Origin of the sequence: Flavobacterium sp. (assembly GCF_036759525.1) — a bacterium.
GTDB lineage: Bacteria > Bacteroidota > Bacteroidia > Flavobacteriales > Flavobacteriaceae > Flavobacterium.
Genome location: NZ_DAIOUN010000030.1, coordinates 1 through 20,138, shown reverse-complemented (window position 1 = coordinate 20,138; position 20,138 = coordinate 1). Strand labels below are relative to the sequence as shown.

Genomic DNA, 20,138 nt, shown 5'->3' with positions numbered 1-20,138 from the left:
ACAACTGTTTTGCCTAATGCTGGCTAATTTACTAAATTTAAACGACTTACAACAATAAACTATGGGCTTTCGTGACAGTGACGGGCTCCAAAACCCAGCACTAGGCAAAGCAGCAATACGTTATGCACCATTTTAGGACGACCCAACAAAGAACAAAGTGACGACAGAAAAACGATATGAATTATTAAACTCGTTGCCGACTTATGGACCAATGTATGTTCCTGTAACAGACAATGGAGAACCATTTTATTCGGAAGGTGTTGCTGTTCGCTTTTACAAGACAGATGGAACTAATTGGGTAGCAAATTTCCAACCAGGTTGGACAGACTTAAAAGAAATAATTGAATTTGAAAACTCAGAAAAACTATTAGTAATAGCTTGTGGAACTTGTTATTTAATGAACCCAGACGACACAAAGCCAATTGAAGTTTTCGGGGTTGGTTATTCTGAAGTTTTTAAAGCAAGCAATGACAGACTTGTATTGCAAGACCAAACCGACTTGACAATCATTGAACCCGACACAAAACATTGGCATGCAGAAAGAATTTCGTGGGACGGATTCAAAGAAATTAAGGTTGAAAACAACATTGTAACAGGACTTTCTTATGACCCAATGTATGACGCTGAAGAATGGGTTCACTTTACTTTTGACCTTAACACAAAAACTTTAATAGGTGGAAGTTATCATAGATATGAAAATAAAAAACCTTGGTGGAAAATATGGTAATAGAAAAATTTGCTTGCCCTTGTTGTGGCTACAAGACTTTTACTCAACAACCCAACGGAACTTATGACATTTGCCAAGTTTGCTTTTGGGAAGACGACCCAATTCAACTTAAAGACCCAGATTATGAAGGTGGTGCAAATAAAGTTTCATTAAGACAAGGACAAAGGAATTTTGAGAAATATGGAGCTTGCGAGAAAGAAATGATTAAGAATGTAAGACCACCCAAAACAGACGAAAAAAGAGACAAAGAATGGAAGCTAATAGACTGACAATGAAAGGAAAAACGGTGCATAACAGGCGTTTAGCTCAATGGCGGGTGACGTGGTTAATTGAACATTCTACCTCGCATCAGCTTTTGTGGTGTATTGACAGTTTAGTGCTCCAAAACCCAGCACTAGGCAAAGCAGCAATACGTTATAGCCAATTTTAGGACGAAAGAGTAAAATGAAAGACAAACAATTTGAAATAGAACTTTTGGACATTCACTGGTTGGAAGACACTCCTGAAGAAATTGACTTATGTGCTCACGGACAAGTGAAAGTTAGAATTGGAAATGAAATTATTGTAGACCGAAGAGAAAAAGAAAATCACTGGACATTAAGTGCAATGTCAATTCATTTATTGAGAACAATTGACAACAATCACAACCCAGAAAATTTAGTTGGTGAACATTTAATTCCTTGCTGCGGACACCATATTGACCACCTTGAGAATAGCACAGAAGTTCATATTCAAGGTTGCTTTACGGGAATCAATTATTGGGTTCAACATATTGACCAAAATATTAAGCTAACAACGGAATCTAAAGCGGAAATTGTAATACCGAAAAGGGAGTATGTAATTGAAGTAATAAACTTTGTTGACAAGGTAGAAGAATTTTACAAAACAAGTAAACCTAAACAAATGCCTGACGACAATTATGACAGAACGGGATACGAATTGATGTGGAAAGAATGGATACGAAGAAGAACTCAGATTGACACAAAATGAATAGAAAAACTGGCTATAACAGCACATTTGCAATAGGCGGGGTTTCGTGTTCCGTAGACAGTTTAGTGGTAGCCGAAAGTTTTGTGCTCCGCATCAACTTTAGTGGTAAAAATCCCGCCCATCGCAAATCTGCAAACCGTTACCAACTTACACAAATAAAAGCTCAAACAATATTGAGTACTGATTTTTAAAACAGAAATAACTTTATAAATATAAAATTACACATGTTTTTCAGAACTATATCTTTCTTATTTTTTTTAATTTTTGTTTTAAGTTACTACATAAAAATCCCTTACTTTTATGTAGTTTATTAGCTATTAAGCATTGTATTAATTTTTTTACGTTTAAAAGAAGTAAAAAGTTTCCAACAACAAATAGAGGATTGTAAATATGAATTTTACATTAGAATTTACGAAAATAATTTAGTTCTAAACTATTTTTTATCTTTTTTAATCATAGCAATAATTTCAGTTCTTATTATATCTATACCATATGAAATTAGAGAATTGACTGAAATAGATTTCGTACTCTTATTACTTACAATTTTCATAGCGAATTTCATAAATTGGAAAAAAGACAATTATGAGTATTATTACTTTGGAGAAGAATTTATACAAAAACCCGGACTAAATGGATCTAAAATATATTGGAGTGAAGTAAAGGACGTATATGAAAATGAAAAAGATGAATTAATTATTGTTGAATTACATGATGGAAGTAATATCAAAATTGGAACAGAGCCGTATTATAGTTTTTGGAAAAAGAAAAATGAAATATTGAATTTTATAAAGTATAAAATCAAATAAAATACATCGCCCAACAGCCGTGTTGCAAAAGCGGAGGTTTCGAATCCGCCAGAGGGGCGTATGAAGTGCTAAAATCCTCACCAGAGAGAAAATAACCAAAAGTAAATAATGTTGTTTGAGGTGATTCACTTATCCTAAAGTCTAAACCAAAAAATCCCGACTCACATCGGGATTCTCTATTTTCTATATGCTTTGCTCTATTTTCTCACCCTTTCACCGGAATATGCTCCAAAATCTCCAACACAAATTTCCAATATTTTTGTGCCGATGCAATCGAGGCACGTTCATCCGGAGAGTGAGCTCCGTGAATCGTTGGGCCAAACGAAATCATATCCATGTTGGGGTAATTGGTTCCTAAAATGCCACATTCTAAACCGGCGTGACACGCTACCACATTGGGTTTTGTTCCGTTTTGTTTTTCGTAAATATTTACCAAAACATCCAAAATGGGTGAATTTACATTGGGTGTCCAACCCGGATAACTACCACTAAAAGTTACTTCGCAACCCATTAATTCAAAGGCTGAACGCAAGGCATTCGCTAAATCAAATTTAGACGTTTCTACGGAAGAACGCGTTAAACATTGCACAGAAATAGTGCCTTCTTTCACGGTTACTTTCGCAATATTATTGGAGGTTTCCACTAAATCTTCCATATCAGCACTCATGCGGTACACGCCGTTGTGAGCCGCATAAATCGCACGAATCAATCCTTCTTGAACGCCTAGCTCCATTACTTTTTCCGGTAATTCGGTTTCGGTTATTTCAATGGTTAAATTCGGTTCTGTGGTTTTAAATTCTCTTTTAATATCGTCAATCACTTCTTGCATATCCAACTGAAATGCTCCTTCATAAATAGCCGAAATTATCACTTTGGCCACACTCTCTCTGGGAATGGCATTACGCAAACTTCCTCCGTTGATTTCTGCAATTTGCAAACCGAAATTTTCAAAACCATCAAACAACAAACGGTTCATGATTTTGTTGGCATTGCCCAAACCTTTGTGAATATCCATGCCGGAATGCCCCCCTTTTAACCCTTTCACGGTAATGATAAAAGCCAATGAATTTTCCGGCGTTTCTTCTTCTTGATAACTTCGGGTTGCGGTAACATCCACACCACCCGCACAACCGATATCGATTTCATCGTCTTCTTCGGTATCTAAATTCAAGAGAATTTCTCCTTTTAACAAACCGCCTTTTAATCCCATAGCTCCGGTCATTCCGGTTTCTTCGTCAATGGTAAAAAGGGCTTCAATGGCCGGATGCGAAATGTCTTTACTTTCTAAAATCGCCATGATAGTGGCCACTCCTAAACCGTTGTCGGCTCCAAGCGTAGTTCCTTTGGCACGAACCCAATCGCCATCCACATACATTTCGATGCCTTGCGTATCAAAGTCGAAAGTGGTATCGTTATTTTTTTGATGCACCATGTCTAAATGCGATTGCATTACAATGGTTTTTCTATTTTCCATGCCCGGAGTAGCCGGTTTTCTGATGATCACGTTTCCAACTTCATCTTTGAGGGTTTCAAGACCTAATTGCTTTCCGAAATCCATCATAAACGCAATGACACGTTCTTCTTTTTTAGACGGACGAGGAACCGCGTTAAGATCGGCAAATTTATTCCAAAGTGCTTTGGGTTCTAGGTTTCTGATTTCTTGGTTCATTTTTTCTGAGTTGCTGAGTTACTGAGATGTTGAGTTTATTAGTTAATTCCTTCAACTCTATCTACAAAAACATTTACTAATTTATGCGTATGATTTATTTCTAAAGTATCGTTCCAAAGCTTATTCATTGTAGCGAAAAATTCATTCATTTTCATATTCCCAAAACGAATGTGAATCACTTTAGGAGGTGGATTGTGTAATAGAATTTTGTTTGAAAAATCAACATCTTTTGTAATAATCGTCAAATTATTACTTTTTGCATAGTGCCAAATTTCTTCATCAGATGATTGATCGTTTATATCTTTTTGATGAATAAATTCTTCAGAGTTCCAAAGTGAAAAATAATACGGAAGATTTACATCAATCAAATACTTAACCATTTAAGCTACTTTTTTGATGGTGTAATTTCTATTCATTAAAGCCGAGGCAAATTTTAAACAAGCATCGATATCTTCAATTTCCAGAGAAGGATAATGCTTTAAAACTTCTTCTTTTGTCTCTCCTGCTCCTAAAAATTCTAAAATAGTTTGCACAGTAATTCGCAATCCTCGAATAGTTGGTTTACCATTACAAAGTTTGTCATCAATAGTAATTCTGTCTGCAATATATTCCATTGAAACTTACATTTAGAATCACAAAGTTACAAAAAAGGAGTGATTATGCGATATGCTTTTCGAAGAGTTTTTTAGCATCCTTAGTCGATACTTTGCCCACACATTCATTTTTGTGAATACACAAAACCGGAGCTTGTTTACACATGCCTTGACATTTCATTTTTTCAATCGCAACTTTTTCTTTTAAGCCATTGTCTTTGACCAAATCTTTCAGACAATCTTTGATTTCTTTGTTGTATTTACAGCATTTTTTGCCGTCGCAGAAATAAATTACTTTTTCCGATTTTTTTGCTTTTCCCATGATTGAAAAATGATGCTACAAATGTAAAATATTATTCTTATTTATTCTAAATAAAGAAGTTAATTTTATTAAAAATTCGCCTAACCAATTATCTTTTACCAATTACCCATCACCTTTTCATATATTTGACAAATCATGATTCGCAAAAAATACATTCTTCCGTTATTCTTACTCATACAAATCATTGTATTGAAAATCGCTTCTTTGTTTCCAACCTTTATCGAAGAATATTACAGTAATGGAATCTACCCAATTATCTCAAAAATTTCGAGAATTACGTTCGGATTTACTACTCTTTCTATTGGTGATGTGATTTATGGAATCGTTTTGTTCTACTTTTTCAGATGGTTTTGGAAAGTGCGAAAAACGTGGAAAATCAGTTGGAAAGACAATGTTTTGAAAGTCGCAAGTTTTGCTTCCGTTTTTTATTTTCTTTTTCATTTGTTGTGGGCAACCAATTACCATCGCATTCCGATGTACGAAAAACTGGAAATTGAAAAAGAATATTCGATTGAAGAATTAGAATCGTTCACGCTAAAATTGATTGAAAAAACGAATGCCATTCACAATAAAATTACACAAAATGATTCTGTAAAAGTAGTTGTTCCCTACTCCACTCAGGAAATTTTTGAGTTGAGTGTGAAAAGTTATACATCGGTTGAAAAAGAATTTCCTTTTTTAAAATATGAAAAACCGAGCATTAAACCATCGTTGATTAGTGTGCCTTTGAGTTATATGGGATTTAGCGGTTATTTGAATCCGTTTACCAATGAAGCTCAAGTGAATGATTGTTTGCCAAAGTATAATTTTCCAACTACTACATTGCACGAAATGGCTCATCAAATTGGGTATGCCAGCGAAAGCGAAGCCAATTTTATAGGGTTTTTAGCTTCTATTCATAGTGAAGATATGTATTTTCAATATTCCGGTTTTAGTTTTGCGGTGAAACATTGTCTGCGAAATTTAGAACGCATTGAAGAAGGAGGAAGTGAAAAATTTCTAACGTTACTCAATCCCGGAATTCTCAAAAACTTTGAAGAAAGCAAACGATTTCATGAAGAATACGAAACATTTTTGGAACCTATTTTCAAAACCTTTTACGACAATTTTTTGAAATTCAACAAACAAAAAGACGGTTTGGAAGGTTACAGCAAATTTGTAGGATTGATGATTGGGATGGAGAGAAGTATGGAGTAAGGATTTATTAGTTAGGAGAGTTTTCTGTTAACTCCTTACTCCTTACTAATAAATCCTTACTAATGACTCCCAACTTAAACTTCATCCGCCACAAAAGATGTCACATCTTTCTTTTTAAACGGCCTAATAATCAATCTACCTTCGCGATCTAAACGGATGTAATTATATATCCAATTGGTTAACACCACCGCTTTGTTTTTAAATCCAATAAGCGAAAACAAATGCACAAAAATCCAAACAAACCAAGCAAACACGCCACTAAAATGAAACTTCGGTAAGTCCACTACGGCTTTGTTTCTACCTATGGTTGCCATCGAACCTTTGTCTTTATACACAAAAGGTTTTAATGGTTTATTGTTTATTTTTTTTATGATGTTTTCTCCCAACCATTTGCCTTGTTGCATGGCGGGTTGTGCCATCATGGGATGACCTTTTGGGTTTTGTTCGGAAAGCATCGCCGCAACATCTCCGATGGCAAAAACGTTATCGTAACCTTCTACTTGGTTGAACTCATTTACTTTTAATCGCTCTGCTCTTGGAATAATGGCATTGGAATCAATCCCAGCCGGTAAAGCACCTTGCACTCCGGCTGTCCAAATCACCGTGGCCGAATTAAACGTTAAATCGGTATTGGTTGTCACTGTGTTGCCGTCGTAACCGGTCACACGAACATTTTTCCACACATTTACACCTAAATGGATTAGGAAATCTTCGGCTGCCTGTGATGATTTTTCACTCATGGAATCCAAAATTCTATCGCTGGATTGAATGAGGTTTATTTGCATTTTTCGCACATCCAAATCGGGGTAATCTTTGGGAAGAATGGCTTTTTTCATTTCGGCCAAAGCTCCGGCTAATTCTACACCGGTGGGTCCGCCCCCCACAAGAACGAAATTAATTAAACTATGTCGGTCGTGAATATCGTTGGTCAACAACGCTTGTTCAAAATTTTCGAGAATCAAACTGCGAATGTTGAGCGATTGCGGAATGGTTTTCATCGCCACGCTATTGCGTTCAATTTCTTTATTTCCAAAAAAATTGGTTTTGGAACCGGTTGCCAAAACCAAATAATCGTATCGCAATTCACCAATGTCGGCTTTTACTTTTTGGTTTTGGGTATCGATTTCGTTGACAAAACCTAAACGAAAATAGAAGTTTTGGTATTCCTGAACCACTTTCCGAATGGGATATGCGATGGAACCGGCTTCGAGTCCGCCTGTGGCTACTTGATACAAAAGGGGTTGAAACGTATGGTAATTGTGTTTGTCGATTAAGACGACTTGCACCCGTTTATTTTTGAGGCTTTTGGCGAGTGCAATTCCCGCAAATCCGCCACCGATGATGACGATTCTGGGAAGATTGGTATTTGGGATATTCATCTTTTTAAGGTACTAAGGTTCAGAGGTACTGAGGCTCTGAGATTTTGTAAGACAAAGATAGATGATTTTAACATTTGATGAATTGTAAGTTTTTTGAATGGTTAGAATTTAACTGAATTTTATCATTTAAGGGTTTGAGATTTTGCCACAAATAAAATATAGCACGAAGTATCTGAAAACCTGAAACCTGAAACTTGAAACTTGAAACCTGACAACGAAAATAGCCCCGATAGCAGTGGAAAGCCTTTTGCCGGATTGTTGCATTTTTTCTTGGCAAAAAAAAGCGACCAGTCCCGAAAGCTTTCGGGAGCTCTTTTTTTGCCTTAGAAAAACGCAACAAGACCAAAAAGCTTGGAACGGATAGCGGGATTGGCTTCTAAAAAAATACTATCTTGTAACAAATTTTACCATCCGGCTACTAACATCACATGAGTAATTCACTAGAGCAATCTTTTGTTACGCAATTAAAGGAAAATCAGAACATCGTTCACAAGATTTGTCGTTTGTACACGTCGGGTGAAGATGCTCACAATGATTTATTCCAAGAAATTACCATTCAGTTGTGGAAGGCTTATCCGAAATTCAGAGGCGACTCCAAATTTTCTACATGGGCGTATCGAGTAGGGTTGAATACGGCCATTACATTGTATCGAAAAAGTACCCGATCGATTGCCACGACCGACATGGAAGGCAAAAAACAATTTATTGCTCCCGATGATTATAATTTTGAAGAAGAAGAACAAATAAAACTATTATACAAAGCCGTTCAGCAGTTAAATGACATTGAAAAAGCCTTAGTGTTTATGTATTTGGAAGACAAAGATTATGAAGAAATTGCTGAAACACTCGGTATTAGCGAAGTAAATGCACGAGTGAAAATGAATAGAATTAAAGGAAAATTAAAAAAAATAGTAAATCCGTAGGAATATGACTGAGGAATTAGATTTATTAAAAAAAGCTTGGAAGAAAGACTCGCATGCCTATGAACAGGTGACTGAGAACCAAATTTATACTATGTTGCATAAAAAATCATCTACTACGGTAAAATGGATTTTTATAATTAGTTTGATTGAATTAGGTTTTGGTCTGGTATTGGGAATCTTATTATCATTTACCAAATACGATGCAGAAAATGTTGAACGCATTAAAGAATGGGGAATTTACGGATACTACATAGCTGTAAGTATTATTTTGTATGGTGTGGTTTTGTATTTCATTTATCGCTTTTATACCATGTACCGAAAAATTTCGGTTGAAGATAGTGTTCAAAAATTGATTCAAAATATCTTAAAAACTCGAAAAGTAGTAAAGCAATATATTGCTTTTAATTTGACTGCCTTTGCCGTTTTATGCATGTTGGTTTTTGGATTTGGATTCTACAAAGGCTACGGAGAAATTGCACTTGCTAATGGGCAAAGTCCAGAAATTCCTATGAATGTTGCACTTTTGGTTATGGCGTTAATTATTATTTTCACTGGAATTGTAACCTTACTTTTTTGGCTGTTTTACAAATTGATTTATGGAATTTTCCTAAAACGCCTTTTGAAAAATTATGAAGAATTAAAAAAAATAGATTATTAATATGATACGTTTATTGTTTTGGGTTGTTCTTTGCTGCTTTAGTTTTGTTCAAGGTCAAACCTTAGAAAAAACCTTATTATGGAAAATTTCCGGTAACGGAATTGAGAATCCATCCTACTTGTATGGGACCATTCATATTACGTGTGACAATCAGTTGCCTACCAAAGTTGTAAAGGCTCTAAATGAAACCCAACAATTGTATTTGGAGTTAGATTTGGACAGCCCTACCCTTCAACAGGAAATGATGATGGGAATGACAATGAGAAATGGAATTACCATGAGTAGTTTATCTAGTGAAGAAGATTTTAAAATAGTAGATGCCTTTTTGAAGAAAAATATAGGCTTTTCTGCTACTATGCTCAACGCTATCAAACCTTTTATGGTAAGTGCAATGCTGTATCCAAAAATGATAGACTGCCAAGTAAAATCAATCGAAAATGCCTTAATGGAAATTTCTAAGAATAAAAATCAATCGGTATTTGGTTTGGAAACCGTTAAAGAACAAATGGAGGTTTTTGAGACAATTGCTTATGATATTCAAATGGAAGAATTGATAAAAACTGCCAAATCAGAATTAGTAAATGACCGAAAGGAAATGCAACAAGTTATGGCTATTTATGCCTCGGAAGATGTGGATAAAATGGTAGAATTCTCGAAAAAGTCTGACAATAAAATCAGTTCTCAATTTGATTCGGTTTTACTTGAAAACAGAAATGTAAATTGGATTCCAAAAATAATTGAAATCGCACAACAAAAGTCAACCTTTTTTGGAGTTGGAGCCGCTCACTTAGGCGGAGAAATGGGCGTGATTCGTCTCTTGAGAAAGTCTGGCTTTACAGTAGAACCCGTATTTTAATAGCCCCAACGTCTTTTTTGATCTAATTCCTGTTGTTCTTGAAGCACTTCAACCGGAATCACTTTTAACATAGAAGGGTGTTGCTCTATGGCATACTCTATTTTTTCTACTATTTCTTCAATTGATTCGTTATCATAATCAATTTCCAAAGGTTCTTTTATAACCATAGACTGAAGAATTCCTTTTTTCTTTATTCGCAAACCTTTACGGTCAAACGAACGTCTAAATCCATCTATTACAATGGGAACAACAATAGGTTTGTGTTGTTTAATAATATGAGCAGTACCTTTCCGTACCGGTTTAAAAGATCGTGTAGTTCCTTGAGGGAATGTGATTACCCAACCGTCTTTAAGTGCTATTTTAATATTTTCAGTATCATTGGGGTTTACATCTCGTTTGATATCCTTTCCTTTAGCTCTCCAAGTACGTTCTACGGTTATGGCACCCGCATATGCCAGTATTCGGGGTAACAACCCCTCTTTCATTGTTTCACTGGCAGCTACATAATAAATATTGAGTTTGGGTTGCCACAAATAGCCTACATTTTTGATTGTATCTACTCTACCGCTCAAACTGGCATTAAACACATGAAACATGGCTACTACATCTGCAAAATAGGTCTGATGATTGGATATAAAAAGCACTCCCGTATCCGGTAAATTTTTAATAATTTCAGATCCCTCAATATGCATCTCGTTGAAACCTCGATATCTTCGATGCGTTAAAACACCAAAAACACGGATTAACCATTTTTTTAGGAAGAGTATATGTCCAAAGGGATTTCTTTTTATCAAACCCATATTTACGAAATTCAGTATAAAAAAACCAAATGCGAAAGTAGCAAAAACAAACTAATTTACAGAACGTTTTTTAGGGTTTCTTTGAGTTCACTCATCATCATAGCCGTAGCACCCCAAACAATATGTTCCTTCACTAAAAATGCCGGAACATCTATTGCCGCGGCATAAGAAGTATTTAATCGCCTCTGAACCACAATATTATCATTGAGGAATTCTTTCAAAGGAAATTCAATTATAGCGGCAACTTCAGACTCTTGTGGTGTAAAAGTCAAGGGATGATTTGCAATCCCTAAAAAAGGGGAAACCAAAAAATTACTGGGAGGAATATAAACTTCTGAAAATGCTTTAATCACTTCAATCTTTGTACGACACACCCCAATTTCTTCCTCGGTTTCACGAAGTGCGGTATCCATCATCGTTTTATCTTCCGGATCTACTTTACCACCGGGAAATGCAATTTGAGAAGAATGTACTCCCGGATAGGAATTGCGAACGATTAAAACCAAATGAGTATCCTTATCCTTTGGATACATAAGCATCATAACAGCCGCTTTTTTGGGATTCTTACTCGAAATATTCAATTCTTTTAACATTTCTATTCGCTCTACGGGCGACATTAAAAGATGAGCTTTTGCTGCCGGAAGCTTTTCTTTTGCTATTTTTGGAACATATTTTAAAAAATCATGAAACTCCATAAAATCCTAGTGTTATGCTTCGTTCTGAGTTTGTATTCTTGTCAAAAGAATTCTAAAGATACTATACAAAAAAATAGTGTCCAAAAAAAGAATTCAGATTCCATAGAAAATAAAATCCCTAAACCAAAATACGATTTAAAAACCGTAGTGATTACAGAAGAAAATGTGGTTGATTTTCTAACATGGTATGGAGAACAAAATACCGAAAACAAAGTCAAAATTGAGTGTTCATTTGGCACTATAGAAGTTGAGCTTTTTGAGCAAACTCCACTTCACAGAGCCAACTTTATTTATTTGGTTAAAAAAAATTACTTCAATACAACCTATTTTCACAGAGTTGTAAAAAACTTCATCGTACAAGGGGGTAACTCTGATGAAACCATCACCCAAAAAGAAAGAAAAAATATAGGGAAATATTTTGTTCCGGCTGAGTTTGTAAAGTCGTATAAACACCATTACGGTGCCTTAGCCTCTGCAAGAACATGGGAAAATAACCCGGAGAAATTAAGTAATCCCTTTGAATTTTATTTTGTCCAAAATAAAGGTGGAGCTCATCATTTGGACGGGGAACACACGGTTTTTGGTAAAATCACATCCGGATTTGAGGTTTTAGACGAAATTGCCTCTCAAAAAACAGACGAAGGAGAATATCCTTTATTGAATATCAAAATCAAGGTAACACTTTCAGAATAATGTTTAGTAAAGAAGAATCACAACAAATTAAAAGACAATTTTGGATATCGTTTGCAGAGGAATATCCCAGAAAATGGTTGTTATACAATACCCAAATAAAAGATGTTTCTTTCAAATTTTATGCCGACAATAAAAAAGCACAAGTTGTTTTGGATATTGAATGTAAAGATGAAGAGCTACGTAAAATCTATTTTGAAAAGATAGAATCTTTAAAAACTATTTTACATTCAGACTATTTACCCGATGCGATTTTTGAAAAGAATTTTCTATTGGAAAATCAAAAAAAGATAAGTCGAATTTATGTAGAAATCGAAAATGTAAGTATTCACAATAAATCAACTTGGAATACTATTTTTGATTTTTTCTCAGAAAGCATGGATCTTTTTGAAAGATTTTTCTACGAATATGAAGATTATATACGGGATTTAGAAATTAATACCTAATTAAGAATTTTATTTCATTTCTATTCTTATTTCAATTATATTTGGAGAAATCAATAATTAAACATTATAATGTCTTCAAATTACCTTAAAACTTTCGGAAGATTTAATCCTAAATTTTTAAATCTTTGTTACCTCTTCCTGGCAACATCTCTATTTGTAACAAATTCTGTAACGGCTCAAAGCAAATACCAAGAGCAATACGACAGTAGTTTGTATTTATCTAATGGCGTTGAACTTTATGAAAAAGGCAAATATGCTGAATCTATTGTAGAGTTTGAAAAAGTTGCCAAAACCGATCCCAATTTTTTAAAAGCTCAGTATGAGAAATTAATGTCGCTTAGAGCATTAGAAAAAACTGATGAACAAAAAACATTGTTGGAGAGTCTTTACAATTCTAAATTGATGGCTGATGCTCCGGAATTACTTTTACAATATGGTATTTTTTTAAGCGATGCCAAAGAGTACGATGAAGCCGAAAAAAGATTTAAAGAAGCCGAAAACTTTATTCCAAATTCTTCGATGCTTCATTACAACCTTGCTATATTATACATTCGAAAAGAAGAAAGACAAAAAAGTATTGATTATTTAAAAAAATGCATTCTCGGAAATCCAAATCATGCGTCTTCACAATATTTTATTGGCCTTTTAGCCTATGAAGACGGAAGAATTGTTGAAGGTTCACTTGCCATGCTATCCTATTTGGCCAACGCACCCTCGGGAAGATTTGCCAAAGATGCAATCTTAAAGTTGAATTCTAAAATGGGACAAAATTTCCTGGAAAAACCCAAATATGTTTTTTCAGAAAAAGGCGACCAATTTGATGAACTCGAAACCATATTAAGAAATCAGCTCCCATTAAATGCCAAATATAAAATCAAATCAAAAATAGACGATGTTATAACACGTCAAGTTCAGGCCATTTTAGAATACGCTCCAACACATAAAGTTGGTAACGGATTCTTTGAACAAAATTACATTCCGTGGCTGGCTGATATTGCCAAGAAAAATTACACCGAGGCATTTACCTATTATATACTTATGTCAATGGAAGAAGTATTGGGCAAAAAATTAACATCCGAAAAAAAGAAAATTTTTGACTTTGCCGAAAACTACATCGGAAAACAATTTTGGGAAAAATACGCTCAAAGAACCATCACCCACTTTGGTAAAGAAGAAAAAGTAGTAGTATACCTTAGAAACGGCGAACCTTTTTTAATTGGAAAATCGGAAAATGGTGTAAATCAGGGAAAATTTAAAGTCGTAAACAACTTTGGACAACAAATAAGTGAAATTAATTATTTGAATGGTGAATTAGACGGTTTACAAAAATACTTTTTTGAAAATGGCTCATTGTCCGAAGAAACCTTTTTTGCCAAAGGAATTAAAAACGGAGAAACCAAAGAATACTTCAAAAACGGAAACTTACAAAGTGTTGGAACTTACAAAAACAACTTATTAGACGGATCGTTTGTTACCTATAATCCCAATGGCGGAAAACAATGTGAGCTAACTTTTAAAAATGAAAAAAGGGAGGGTTTAATGACCTGTTATTACCCCAATGGAAAAAAACGAAGTGAAGTTACCTATAAAGACGGACTTATTAACGGTTGGGTAATCAATTACAATGAAGTTGGTGACATAACTTCCAAATACAACTATGTGAACGATGAGCTCGAAGGTGAAGGCATTACTTATTTTGACGGTAAAACCATTAAAATGATTGCCACTTACAGCAAAGGCAAAATTAAAGATTCTTTAAAAGAATACTTTGAAAACGAACAATTGAAAAAAGAAAGTTGGTTTGTAAACGGCTCATTAAAAAAAGAAATCGAATATTTTGAAAATGGTGTACTCTCATCCGAAGCATTTTATGATGATAAAGGGTTATTAGAAAACTATACCTATTACGACCGAAATGGTGAAAAATATTTTGAAGAAAAATACAAAGCCGGCGAACTCAAAATGGGTTATCAATACGTAAGAAATAATCCAAAACCTACCGAAGTTCCTGTGAATAACAAAGCCTATGTTATAAAAACACTAGACGGCAAAGTGTTGGTTAACGGTTTCTTCGAAAAAGGAAAAATGAATAAAGAATGGACTTATTACAACAGAAATGGTAATATCAAAACCAAACAAACAATACAAAACAACATTTCAAACGGAATTCGTCACGACTATAACACCAATGGCGATTTAGTAGCTATCTACAACAATTCAAATGGTGCTATTAATGGCTTTTACGAAGGCTTTAGCAACGGAAAAGTAAATCGATCGTTTTATTTCAAAGAAGGGGAAAGAAACGGACCCTATGTTTACTATTACGATGACGGAACCGTTTCCTACGAAGGTTATTTGTTAGAAGATGACAAAGCCTACAAACAATACAATTACACCCAAGATGGAAAACTTTCTAGAATCAATCACTATCAAAATGATGTGCTAATCAAAACTACTGCCTATACAAAAAAAGGAGTAATAGAAAACGAAAGATCTTTTACAAACCTTAACGGCGAACAAAAACATACAGAATCAGAAGGAGTAATTGTAGTTACAAATTCGTATGTAAATGGTGTAAAGCAAGGGAAAGGCAATACCAAAGACAAAAATGGCACCCTTATTGCAGATGCAAATTATGAAAATGGAGAATACAATGGTCCGTACAAATCTTACCATCCGAGTGAAAAATTAGCTTTCGAATCCAATTACTATGCCGGTAAAATACATGGTACTGAAAACAGTTATGACTTGGCGGGAAATTTAAGATTAACTCGCGTATTGAAGTTCGGTAAAGAATTTGGTCCCATAGTACGGTACTACCAAAGTAAACAAAAATTATATGAATATTTGTCACTTGATGACACAAAAGATAAGGAACAAATTTTCTACAATCACAAAGGTGAAGCCGTAGCTGCTGTTGGTTACCAACTTGGAAGCGTAATATATTACCGAGTTTTAAATCAAAATAAAACCTTAGGCGATCCCATAAATGTATCAAATGGAACATTCGAAATTAAATCAAATTATCCCAATGGTAAAAAAGCCTTTTATTTAAAATTTGTAAAAGAGCACTACGAAGATAACATGGAAATATATAGCGAAGATGGAAAACCATGCTACATTTCAGGTTTCAAAAACGGAGTTTTACACGGTGACCGTATTGAGTATTATGCAAACGGTAATATGTACAAAAAAGAACGATTAAATTATGGGGATTACCAAGGAATTCAAGAATACTACACCGAAGATGCAAAACCACTTATTATGGCCTCCTATAATTTTGATGAGCTTCACGGCGAATTTAAAATATATCAAAATGGGGTTTTAAAGAAAACAAAAAAATACGATTCAGATGACTTGGTTGAACAAAATTAATTGCCTACTGATTTTAGTTTTTGGAATAGTAAACTTTGAGACTTTAGCACAGCCTTTAACAACTTTTCAGAACAAATATCCCGGACACAATGAGTTGATTCTTAAAGAATATCAATCTTATGACTTTTCTATAATCAAGGATAAACTACAAGTCATTCAAGATAATTATTTTGAATCCATTATTTTGTCTGATGTAGGAATTCATAACAATTCGGAATCGTTTACCTTTTCCGAATTGGTTCCGCTCAAAAAATTCGATGCTTTTACTATTATTCAAGCCAAAGGCAAAGAAAAAAAAATACCTATTCAACAAGCAACCGATAAAAATGCGAGACAAACAAGCATATTTTATAGTGATGTCAAAGAAAAAAAACTAACCTTTTCTAACCTTGAAGTTGGAGCCAAAAAGGTATATTCCTATCAATCGGAATTTCTTGACCCCTTTCTGTTGCATAAATATATTTTTGCAAACTCGGTTCCTATGGAGAAATCAACTCTTGAAATAACTGCAGATAAAAATATTGAAATCGGTTACAAAATTTTCAATGACCCCAACAATCAAATTTTATTTACCAAATCTGAAAAAAAAGGAAAAATAAGCTACAATTGGACTCTAAATGAAGTTAATCCCCTTAAGTTTGAATCCAATAATCCCGGGTTTCTATATATAGCTCCTCATATAATTGTTTACGTTAAAAATTATAAAGTAAATCAAAATACTAAAACGGTTTTGGGTAATGTAGATCAACTTTTTGATTACTATAAAAGCTTTGTAAAAAATCTTAACACCACTGAAGATCCGGAATTAAAACAGAAAACTCTTGAACTTGTTGGAGATTTAAAATCTAATGACGAAAAAATCAAAGCCATTTTTTATTGGGTAAAAGACAATATCAAATATGTAGCCTTTGAAAACGGATATGAAGGATTTATTCCAAGAGAAGCCAAATTAGTAAACGAACGAAAGTTTGGAGATTGCAAAGACATGTCGAGCATAATTACCGAGATGGCAAAATATGCGGGTGTTCCCAATGTAAATCTTTGTTGGATTGGTACCCGAAGAATACCCTACAGTTACAACGATATCGCCACACCTGCAGTAGACGATCATATGATTGCCTCCTATGAAAATGAAAACGAAATTATTTTCTTAGACGCAACAGATAAAGAAACTCGATTCGGTTTACCAACAGGATTCATTCAAGGAAAAGAAGCTTTGGTACAAAATGGCGATGGTTACAAAATAATCAAAGTTCCTGTTGTTGGGGCCAATGAAAACAGCATCAACGAAAAACTACAACTCAAACTATTAGATAACAAAATTGAAGGTAAAGGATTAATGGAATTAAATGGGTTAACCAGAAGTAACTACCTGTTAAACATTGGAGACGCATCCAACAAATCACGTTTCGAAATTATTAAAAGTTTGGTTCTAAAAGGAAACAATAAATTTCAATTAAAAAATTACAAGGAAGAGAACGTTAAAAACAGAGACTTACCCTATACTATTGAATTCGATTTCACTTTAGACAACTACCTCATAAAAGCAGGAAACGAAACCTATCTCAACCTTTTTCTGGATAAACCTTTCGAAAAATTAGTCATTGAAAAAGACAGAATATCTATGTATGAATTTGAAAACCTGGTAAAAAGCAATTACAATATTGAAATAGAAATACCATCAAACAAAAAAGTTGTATCTATGCCAGAAAACTATTCTTTTGATTCAGATTTACTCAAATATTCTATTCAATACACAAAAGAAAACAATACCTTAAATTTAAAATTTAGTATAGAAACAAAAAAGCTACTTCTCAATCTATCCGATTTTGAATCATGGAATGAAGCTATTAAAACACTGAAAAACCAATACAACGAAAACATTATACTTAGCACAAAATAAATTACCTAATCATGAATAAAAAAAAGGCATTCTTATTAATTGTTCTTTTTCAACTAACGAACAATTTTGCTCAAGATTTAAAATTCAAAAATTTTGACTTCTCAAACGAAACTATTGAAATCCCAAAAATATTCGAAAATGAAAATGAAGTTATCCTCCAAAAGGATATAAAAATTGAATTTATCGCAACCAAAAATTCGGCTTCACAATATTTTCTGCTCCATGAAAAAGTTTGGATAAATTCAGATGATGCAATAGAAAGAAACAATAGAGTTTATATTCCATTTCGAACTGACGAAAAAGTAATAACCAATAAACTTAGAGTAATACTCAAAAACGGAAAAATTATCGAACTCAATAATAAGGATATTAAAGAAGAAGTCGATGAAGAAAGAGGAATAAAATACAACTATTATGCTGTAAATGGTCTTGAAAAAGGAGCAATTATTGAAAAACTATTCCTACTTGAAGAAATACCGGAACTAAAAGGTAAAACCATAAAACTTCAAGACGAATATCCTATCGTAAAAGCTAGTTTCGAACTTATTTTCCCGGAACATTTACTATTTAAATACAAGTCTTACAACGGTTTGCCTGAAGCTACTTTTACCGAAAGTGTGGTAGAAGGAAAAAGCAATGTCTATCTCGAAGCCAATGCAATACCAGGCCTTCCTGATGATGAAAAATACGCAAATTGGGATGCAAAAATAATGATGTTTAGATACCAATTGGATGCAAATAAAATAAGCGGTGCCCGAAATTTATTCAACTATAAAGAATTTGCCAATGCCGTTTATGAAAACCTATACATAGAATTGGATAAAAAAAATCAAAAAAGTATAGATGATTTCTGTAAAACCATAACAAAAACCTCTAAAACAGCAGATCAAATTTGGAACATAGAAAACAAAATAAAGAAAACCATCGCATACAATAGATATTTTGATGGCAATAAAACTTTATCCGATGTACTAAAAACAAAACAAGCTAATGAATTGGATTTAATTCGATTTTATATCGCGGTGTTTAAACACTTTAATATTGAAACACAAACCGTTTTCACAACCAAACGTTTCACGCAAATTTTTGATAAAGATTTCGAAACCACAGAACATCTCAAAAATATTCTCCTTTATTTTCCGGAAGCTAATCAATATCTCGAACCCGAAAGTATAGAATACAGAACACCACTTTTTAACTTTAATTACGGAGAAAATTACGGGCTCTTCATTAAAGAAAAAGAATTTGGAGGTGCTAAAATGGGTATAGGTGAATTGAATTTTATTCAAATCCCAAGTGCCGAAATAACGCATGATATCATGAATATCACTGTCGATTTCACAAAAGATATAAACAACCCCCTAATTCATACCAACATTCAGTACGGAGGTTATTCTGCACTAAATTTTCAAACGATAAAAGATTTTGTACCCGAAGATCGTTATAAAGAAATTTTAAAAGATATCTCAAAAAATTATACTTCAGAATCCGATTATAAAACTCTAAAAACCGAAAATGATGGGACCGACTTTGTTGGAAAAAAACCTTTCGTCTTAGACCTTACCTTCGAAGGTAAAGACCTAATACAAAAAGCAGGAGATAACATACTATTCAAAATAGGAGAAACCATCGGTAAACAAATGGAATTCTATCAGGAAGATAAAAGAGTACTTCCCATTGAAATTTACTATCCACACTATTACACAAGAGTAATTAAAATCATCCTTCCAGATAATTACACCATCAAAAATTTATCCGATTTTAACATGAATAAATCAACAGATGTAGATGGTAAAAAAGTGGCTCTATTCGAAAGTTCATTCCAACAAAAAGAAAGAGAAATAACCGTAAACAATATAGAATATTACCAAATAATACATTACCCCTTAAACGTATTCGAATCTTACAAAGAAGTAATTAACGCCGCAGCCGATTTTAATAAGATAACCATCATTCTTACTAAAAAGTAAGCAATATAATATTACTCAAAAACTCCATTAGGACTCCCTAATGGAGTTTTTTTTTCTCAAACCGTACCCAATACCTATTACGGTAAAAAAGAAACCATTCACGGTTAGTATTTAAATTTGGGCGTGCCCACAAGGGTCG

21 protein-coding genes are annotated in these 20,138 nt (G+C 33.9%); 14 read left to right on the top strand and 7 right to left on the bottom strand.

Annotated elements, in window-relative coordinates; translation table 11 throughout:
- The first annotated feature begins 157 nt into the window (after window positions 1–157).
- From V7M80_RS12910 to V7M80_RS12890, 5 genes are all read left to right on the top strand, one after another.
- Window positions 158–727 (top strand): hypothetical protein, encoded by a 570-nt coding sequence (locus V7M80_RS12910; RefSeq protein ID WP_333696750.1) that lies wholly within the window; start codon window positions 158–160, stop codon window positions 725–727.
- Window positions 721–996 (top strand): CPCC family cysteine-rich protein, encoded by a 276-nt coding sequence (locus V7M80_RS12905; protein ID WP_333696749.1) that lies wholly within the window; start codon window positions 721–723, stop codon window positions 994–996. Before V7M80_RS12910 ends, V7M80_RS12905 begins: the two co-directional genes overlap by 7 nt.
- Window positions 997–1,171: 175 nt before the next feature.
- Complete coding sequence (locus V7M80_RS12900) at window positions 1,172–1,717, top strand: hypothetical protein (RefSeq protein WP_333696747.1); 546 nt, start codon at window positions 1,172–1,174, stop codon at window positions 1,715–1,717.
- Window positions 1,714–1,908 (top strand): hypothetical protein, encoded by a 195-nt coding sequence (locus V7M80_RS12895; protein WP_333696746.1) that lies wholly within the window; start codon window positions 1,714–1,716, stop codon window positions 1,906–1,908. Before V7M80_RS12900 ends, V7M80_RS12895 begins: the two co-directional genes overlap by 4 nt.
- 315 nt (window positions 1,909–2,223) lie before the next feature.
- Window positions 2,224–2,523 (top strand): hypothetical protein, encoded by a 300-nt coding sequence (locus V7M80_RS12890; RefSeq protein ID WP_333696744.1) that lies wholly within the window; start codon window positions 2,224–2,226, stop codon window positions 2,521–2,523.
- Between the two features lie 205 nt (window positions 2,524–2,728).
- Here the strand turns inward: V7M80_RS12890 and V7M80_RS12885 are convergent, their stop codons facing one another.
- Genes V7M80_RS12885 through V7M80_RS12870 form a run of 4 tightly spaced genes read right to left on the bottom strand, consistent with a single transcriptional unit; the run spans window position 2,729 to window position 5,107 of the window.
- Entirely contained in the window at window positions 2,729–4,192 is a 1,464-nt protein-coding gene (locus tag V7M80_RS12885; RefSeq protein ID WP_333696742.1) for an aminoacyl-histidine dipeptidase, read from the bottom strand.
- Window positions 4,193–4,230: 38 nt separating this feature from the next.
- Complete coding sequence (locus V7M80_RS12880) at window positions 4,231–4,572, bottom strand: DUF5615 family PIN-like protein (RefSeq protein ID WP_333696740.1); 342 nt, start codon at window positions 4,570–4,572, stop codon at window positions 4,231–4,233.
- Window positions 4,573–4,806, bottom strand: a complete 234-nt coding sequence (locus V7M80_RS12875) for a DUF433 domain-containing protein (protein WP_333696739.1) — start codon at window positions 4,804–4,806, stop codon at window positions 4,573–4,575. It lies immediately after the preceding gene.
- Between the two features lie 43 nt (window positions 4,807–4,849).
- Window positions 4,850–5,107, bottom strand: coding sequence for a (2Fe-2S) ferredoxin domain-containing protein (locus V7M80_RS12870; RefSeq protein ID WP_333696737.1), 258 nt, complete (start codon window positions 5,105–5,107; stop codon window positions 4,850–4,852).
- A 135-nt stretch (window positions 5,108–5,242) separates the two neighbouring features.
- Between V7M80_RS12870 and V7M80_RS12865 the strand changes: the two genes are divergently transcribed.
- A complete protein-coding gene (locus V7M80_RS12865; RefSeq protein WP_333696735.1) occupies window positions 5,243–6,304 on the top strand; it encodes a DUF3810 domain-containing protein in 1,062 nt (353 codons plus the stop codon).
- A gap of 74 nt (window positions 6,305–6,378) precedes the next feature.
- Here V7M80_RS12865 and V7M80_RS12860 read toward each other — a convergent pair whose 3' ends face one another.
- Window positions 6,379–7,683 (bottom strand): NAD(P)/FAD-dependent oxidoreductase, encoded by a 1,305-nt coding sequence (locus V7M80_RS12860; protein ID WP_333696733.1) that lies wholly within the window; start codon window positions 7,681–7,683, stop codon window positions 6,379–6,381.
- A gap of 428 nt (window positions 7,684–8,111) precedes the next feature.
- On the opposite strand from V7M80_RS12860, the gene V7M80_RS12855 reads away from it, so the two are divergent.
- The 3 genes from V7M80_RS12855 to V7M80_RS12845 are packed head-to-tail and all read left to right on the top strand — an operon-like array spanning window position 8,112 to window position 10,120.
- On the top strand, window positions 8,112–8,606 hold the full coding sequence (locus V7M80_RS12855; RefSeq protein WP_026711703.1) for an RNA polymerase sigma factor: 495 nt from the start codon (window positions 8,112–8,114) through the stop codon (window positions 8,604–8,606).
- A gap of 4 nt (window positions 8,607–8,610) precedes the next feature.
- Window positions 8,611–9,264, top strand: coding sequence for a hypothetical protein (locus V7M80_RS12850; RefSeq protein WP_333696729.1), 654 nt, complete (start codon window positions 8,611–8,613; stop codon window positions 9,262–9,264).
- A 1-nt stretch (window position 9,265) separates the two neighbouring features.
- On the top strand, window positions 9,266–10,120 hold the full coding sequence (locus V7M80_RS12845; protein ID WP_333696727.1) for a TraB/GumN family protein: 855 nt from the start codon (window positions 9,266–9,268) through the stop codon (window positions 10,118–10,120).
- Here V7M80_RS12845 and V7M80_RS12840 read toward each other — a convergent pair.
- Together V7M80_RS12840 and V7M80_RS12835 are read right to left on the bottom strand one after the other, a co-directional pair.
- Window positions 10,117–10,920 (bottom strand): lysophospholipid acyltransferase family protein, encoded by an 804-nt coding sequence (locus tag V7M80_RS12840; RefSeq protein WP_333696725.1) that lies wholly within the window; start codon window positions 10,918–10,920, stop codon window positions 10,117–10,119. The two genes, V7M80_RS12845 and V7M80_RS12840, sit on opposite strands and share 4 nt — an antisense overlap.
- Window positions 10,921–10,976: 56 nt before the next feature.
- On the bottom strand, window positions 10,977–11,615 hold the full coding sequence (locus V7M80_RS12835; RefSeq protein ID WP_333696723.1) for an NUDIX hydrolase: 639 nt from the start codon (window positions 11,613–11,615) through the stop codon (window positions 10,977–10,979).
- On the opposite strand from V7M80_RS12835, the gene V7M80_RS12830 reads away from it, so the two are divergent.
- The 5 genes from V7M80_RS12830 (at window position 11,604) to V7M80_RS12810 (ending at window position 19,999) form a co-directional block, all read left to right on the top strand.
- Window positions 11,604–12,308, top strand: coding sequence for a peptidylprolyl isomerase (locus tag V7M80_RS12830; protein WP_333696721.1), 705 nt, complete (start codon window positions 11,604–11,606; stop codon window positions 12,306–12,308). The two genes, V7M80_RS12835 and V7M80_RS12830, sit on opposite strands and share 12 nt — an antisense overlap.
- On the top strand, window positions 12,308–12,751 hold the full coding sequence (locus tag V7M80_RS12825) for a DUF4268 domain-containing protein (protein ID WP_333696719.1): 444 nt from the start codon (window positions 12,308–12,310) through the stop codon (window positions 12,749–12,751). Before V7M80_RS12830 ends, V7M80_RS12825 begins: the two co-directional genes overlap by 1 nt.
- A gap of 69 nt (window positions 12,752–12,820) precedes the next feature.
- On the top strand, window positions 12,821–16,126 hold the full coding sequence (locus tag V7M80_RS12820) for a hypothetical protein (RefSeq protein WP_333696717.1): 3,306 nt from the start codon (window positions 12,821–12,823) through the stop codon (window positions 16,124–16,126).
- Window positions 16,104–18,029, top strand: a complete 1,926-nt coding sequence (locus V7M80_RS12815) for a DUF3857 domain-containing protein (RefSeq protein ID WP_333696716.1) — start codon at window positions 16,104–16,106, stop codon at window positions 18,027–18,029. Before V7M80_RS12820 ends, V7M80_RS12815 begins: the two co-directional genes overlap by 23 nt.
- 11 nt (window positions 18,030–18,040) lie before the next feature.
- The gene (locus tag V7M80_RS12810) at window positions 18,041–19,999 is read left to right on the top strand and encodes a DUF3857 domain-containing protein (protein ID WP_333696714.1); all 1,959 of its coding nucleotides are present in this window, start codon (window positions 18,041–18,043) and stop codon (window positions 19,997–19,999) included.
- Window positions 20,000–20,138 lie beyond the last annotated feature (139 nt).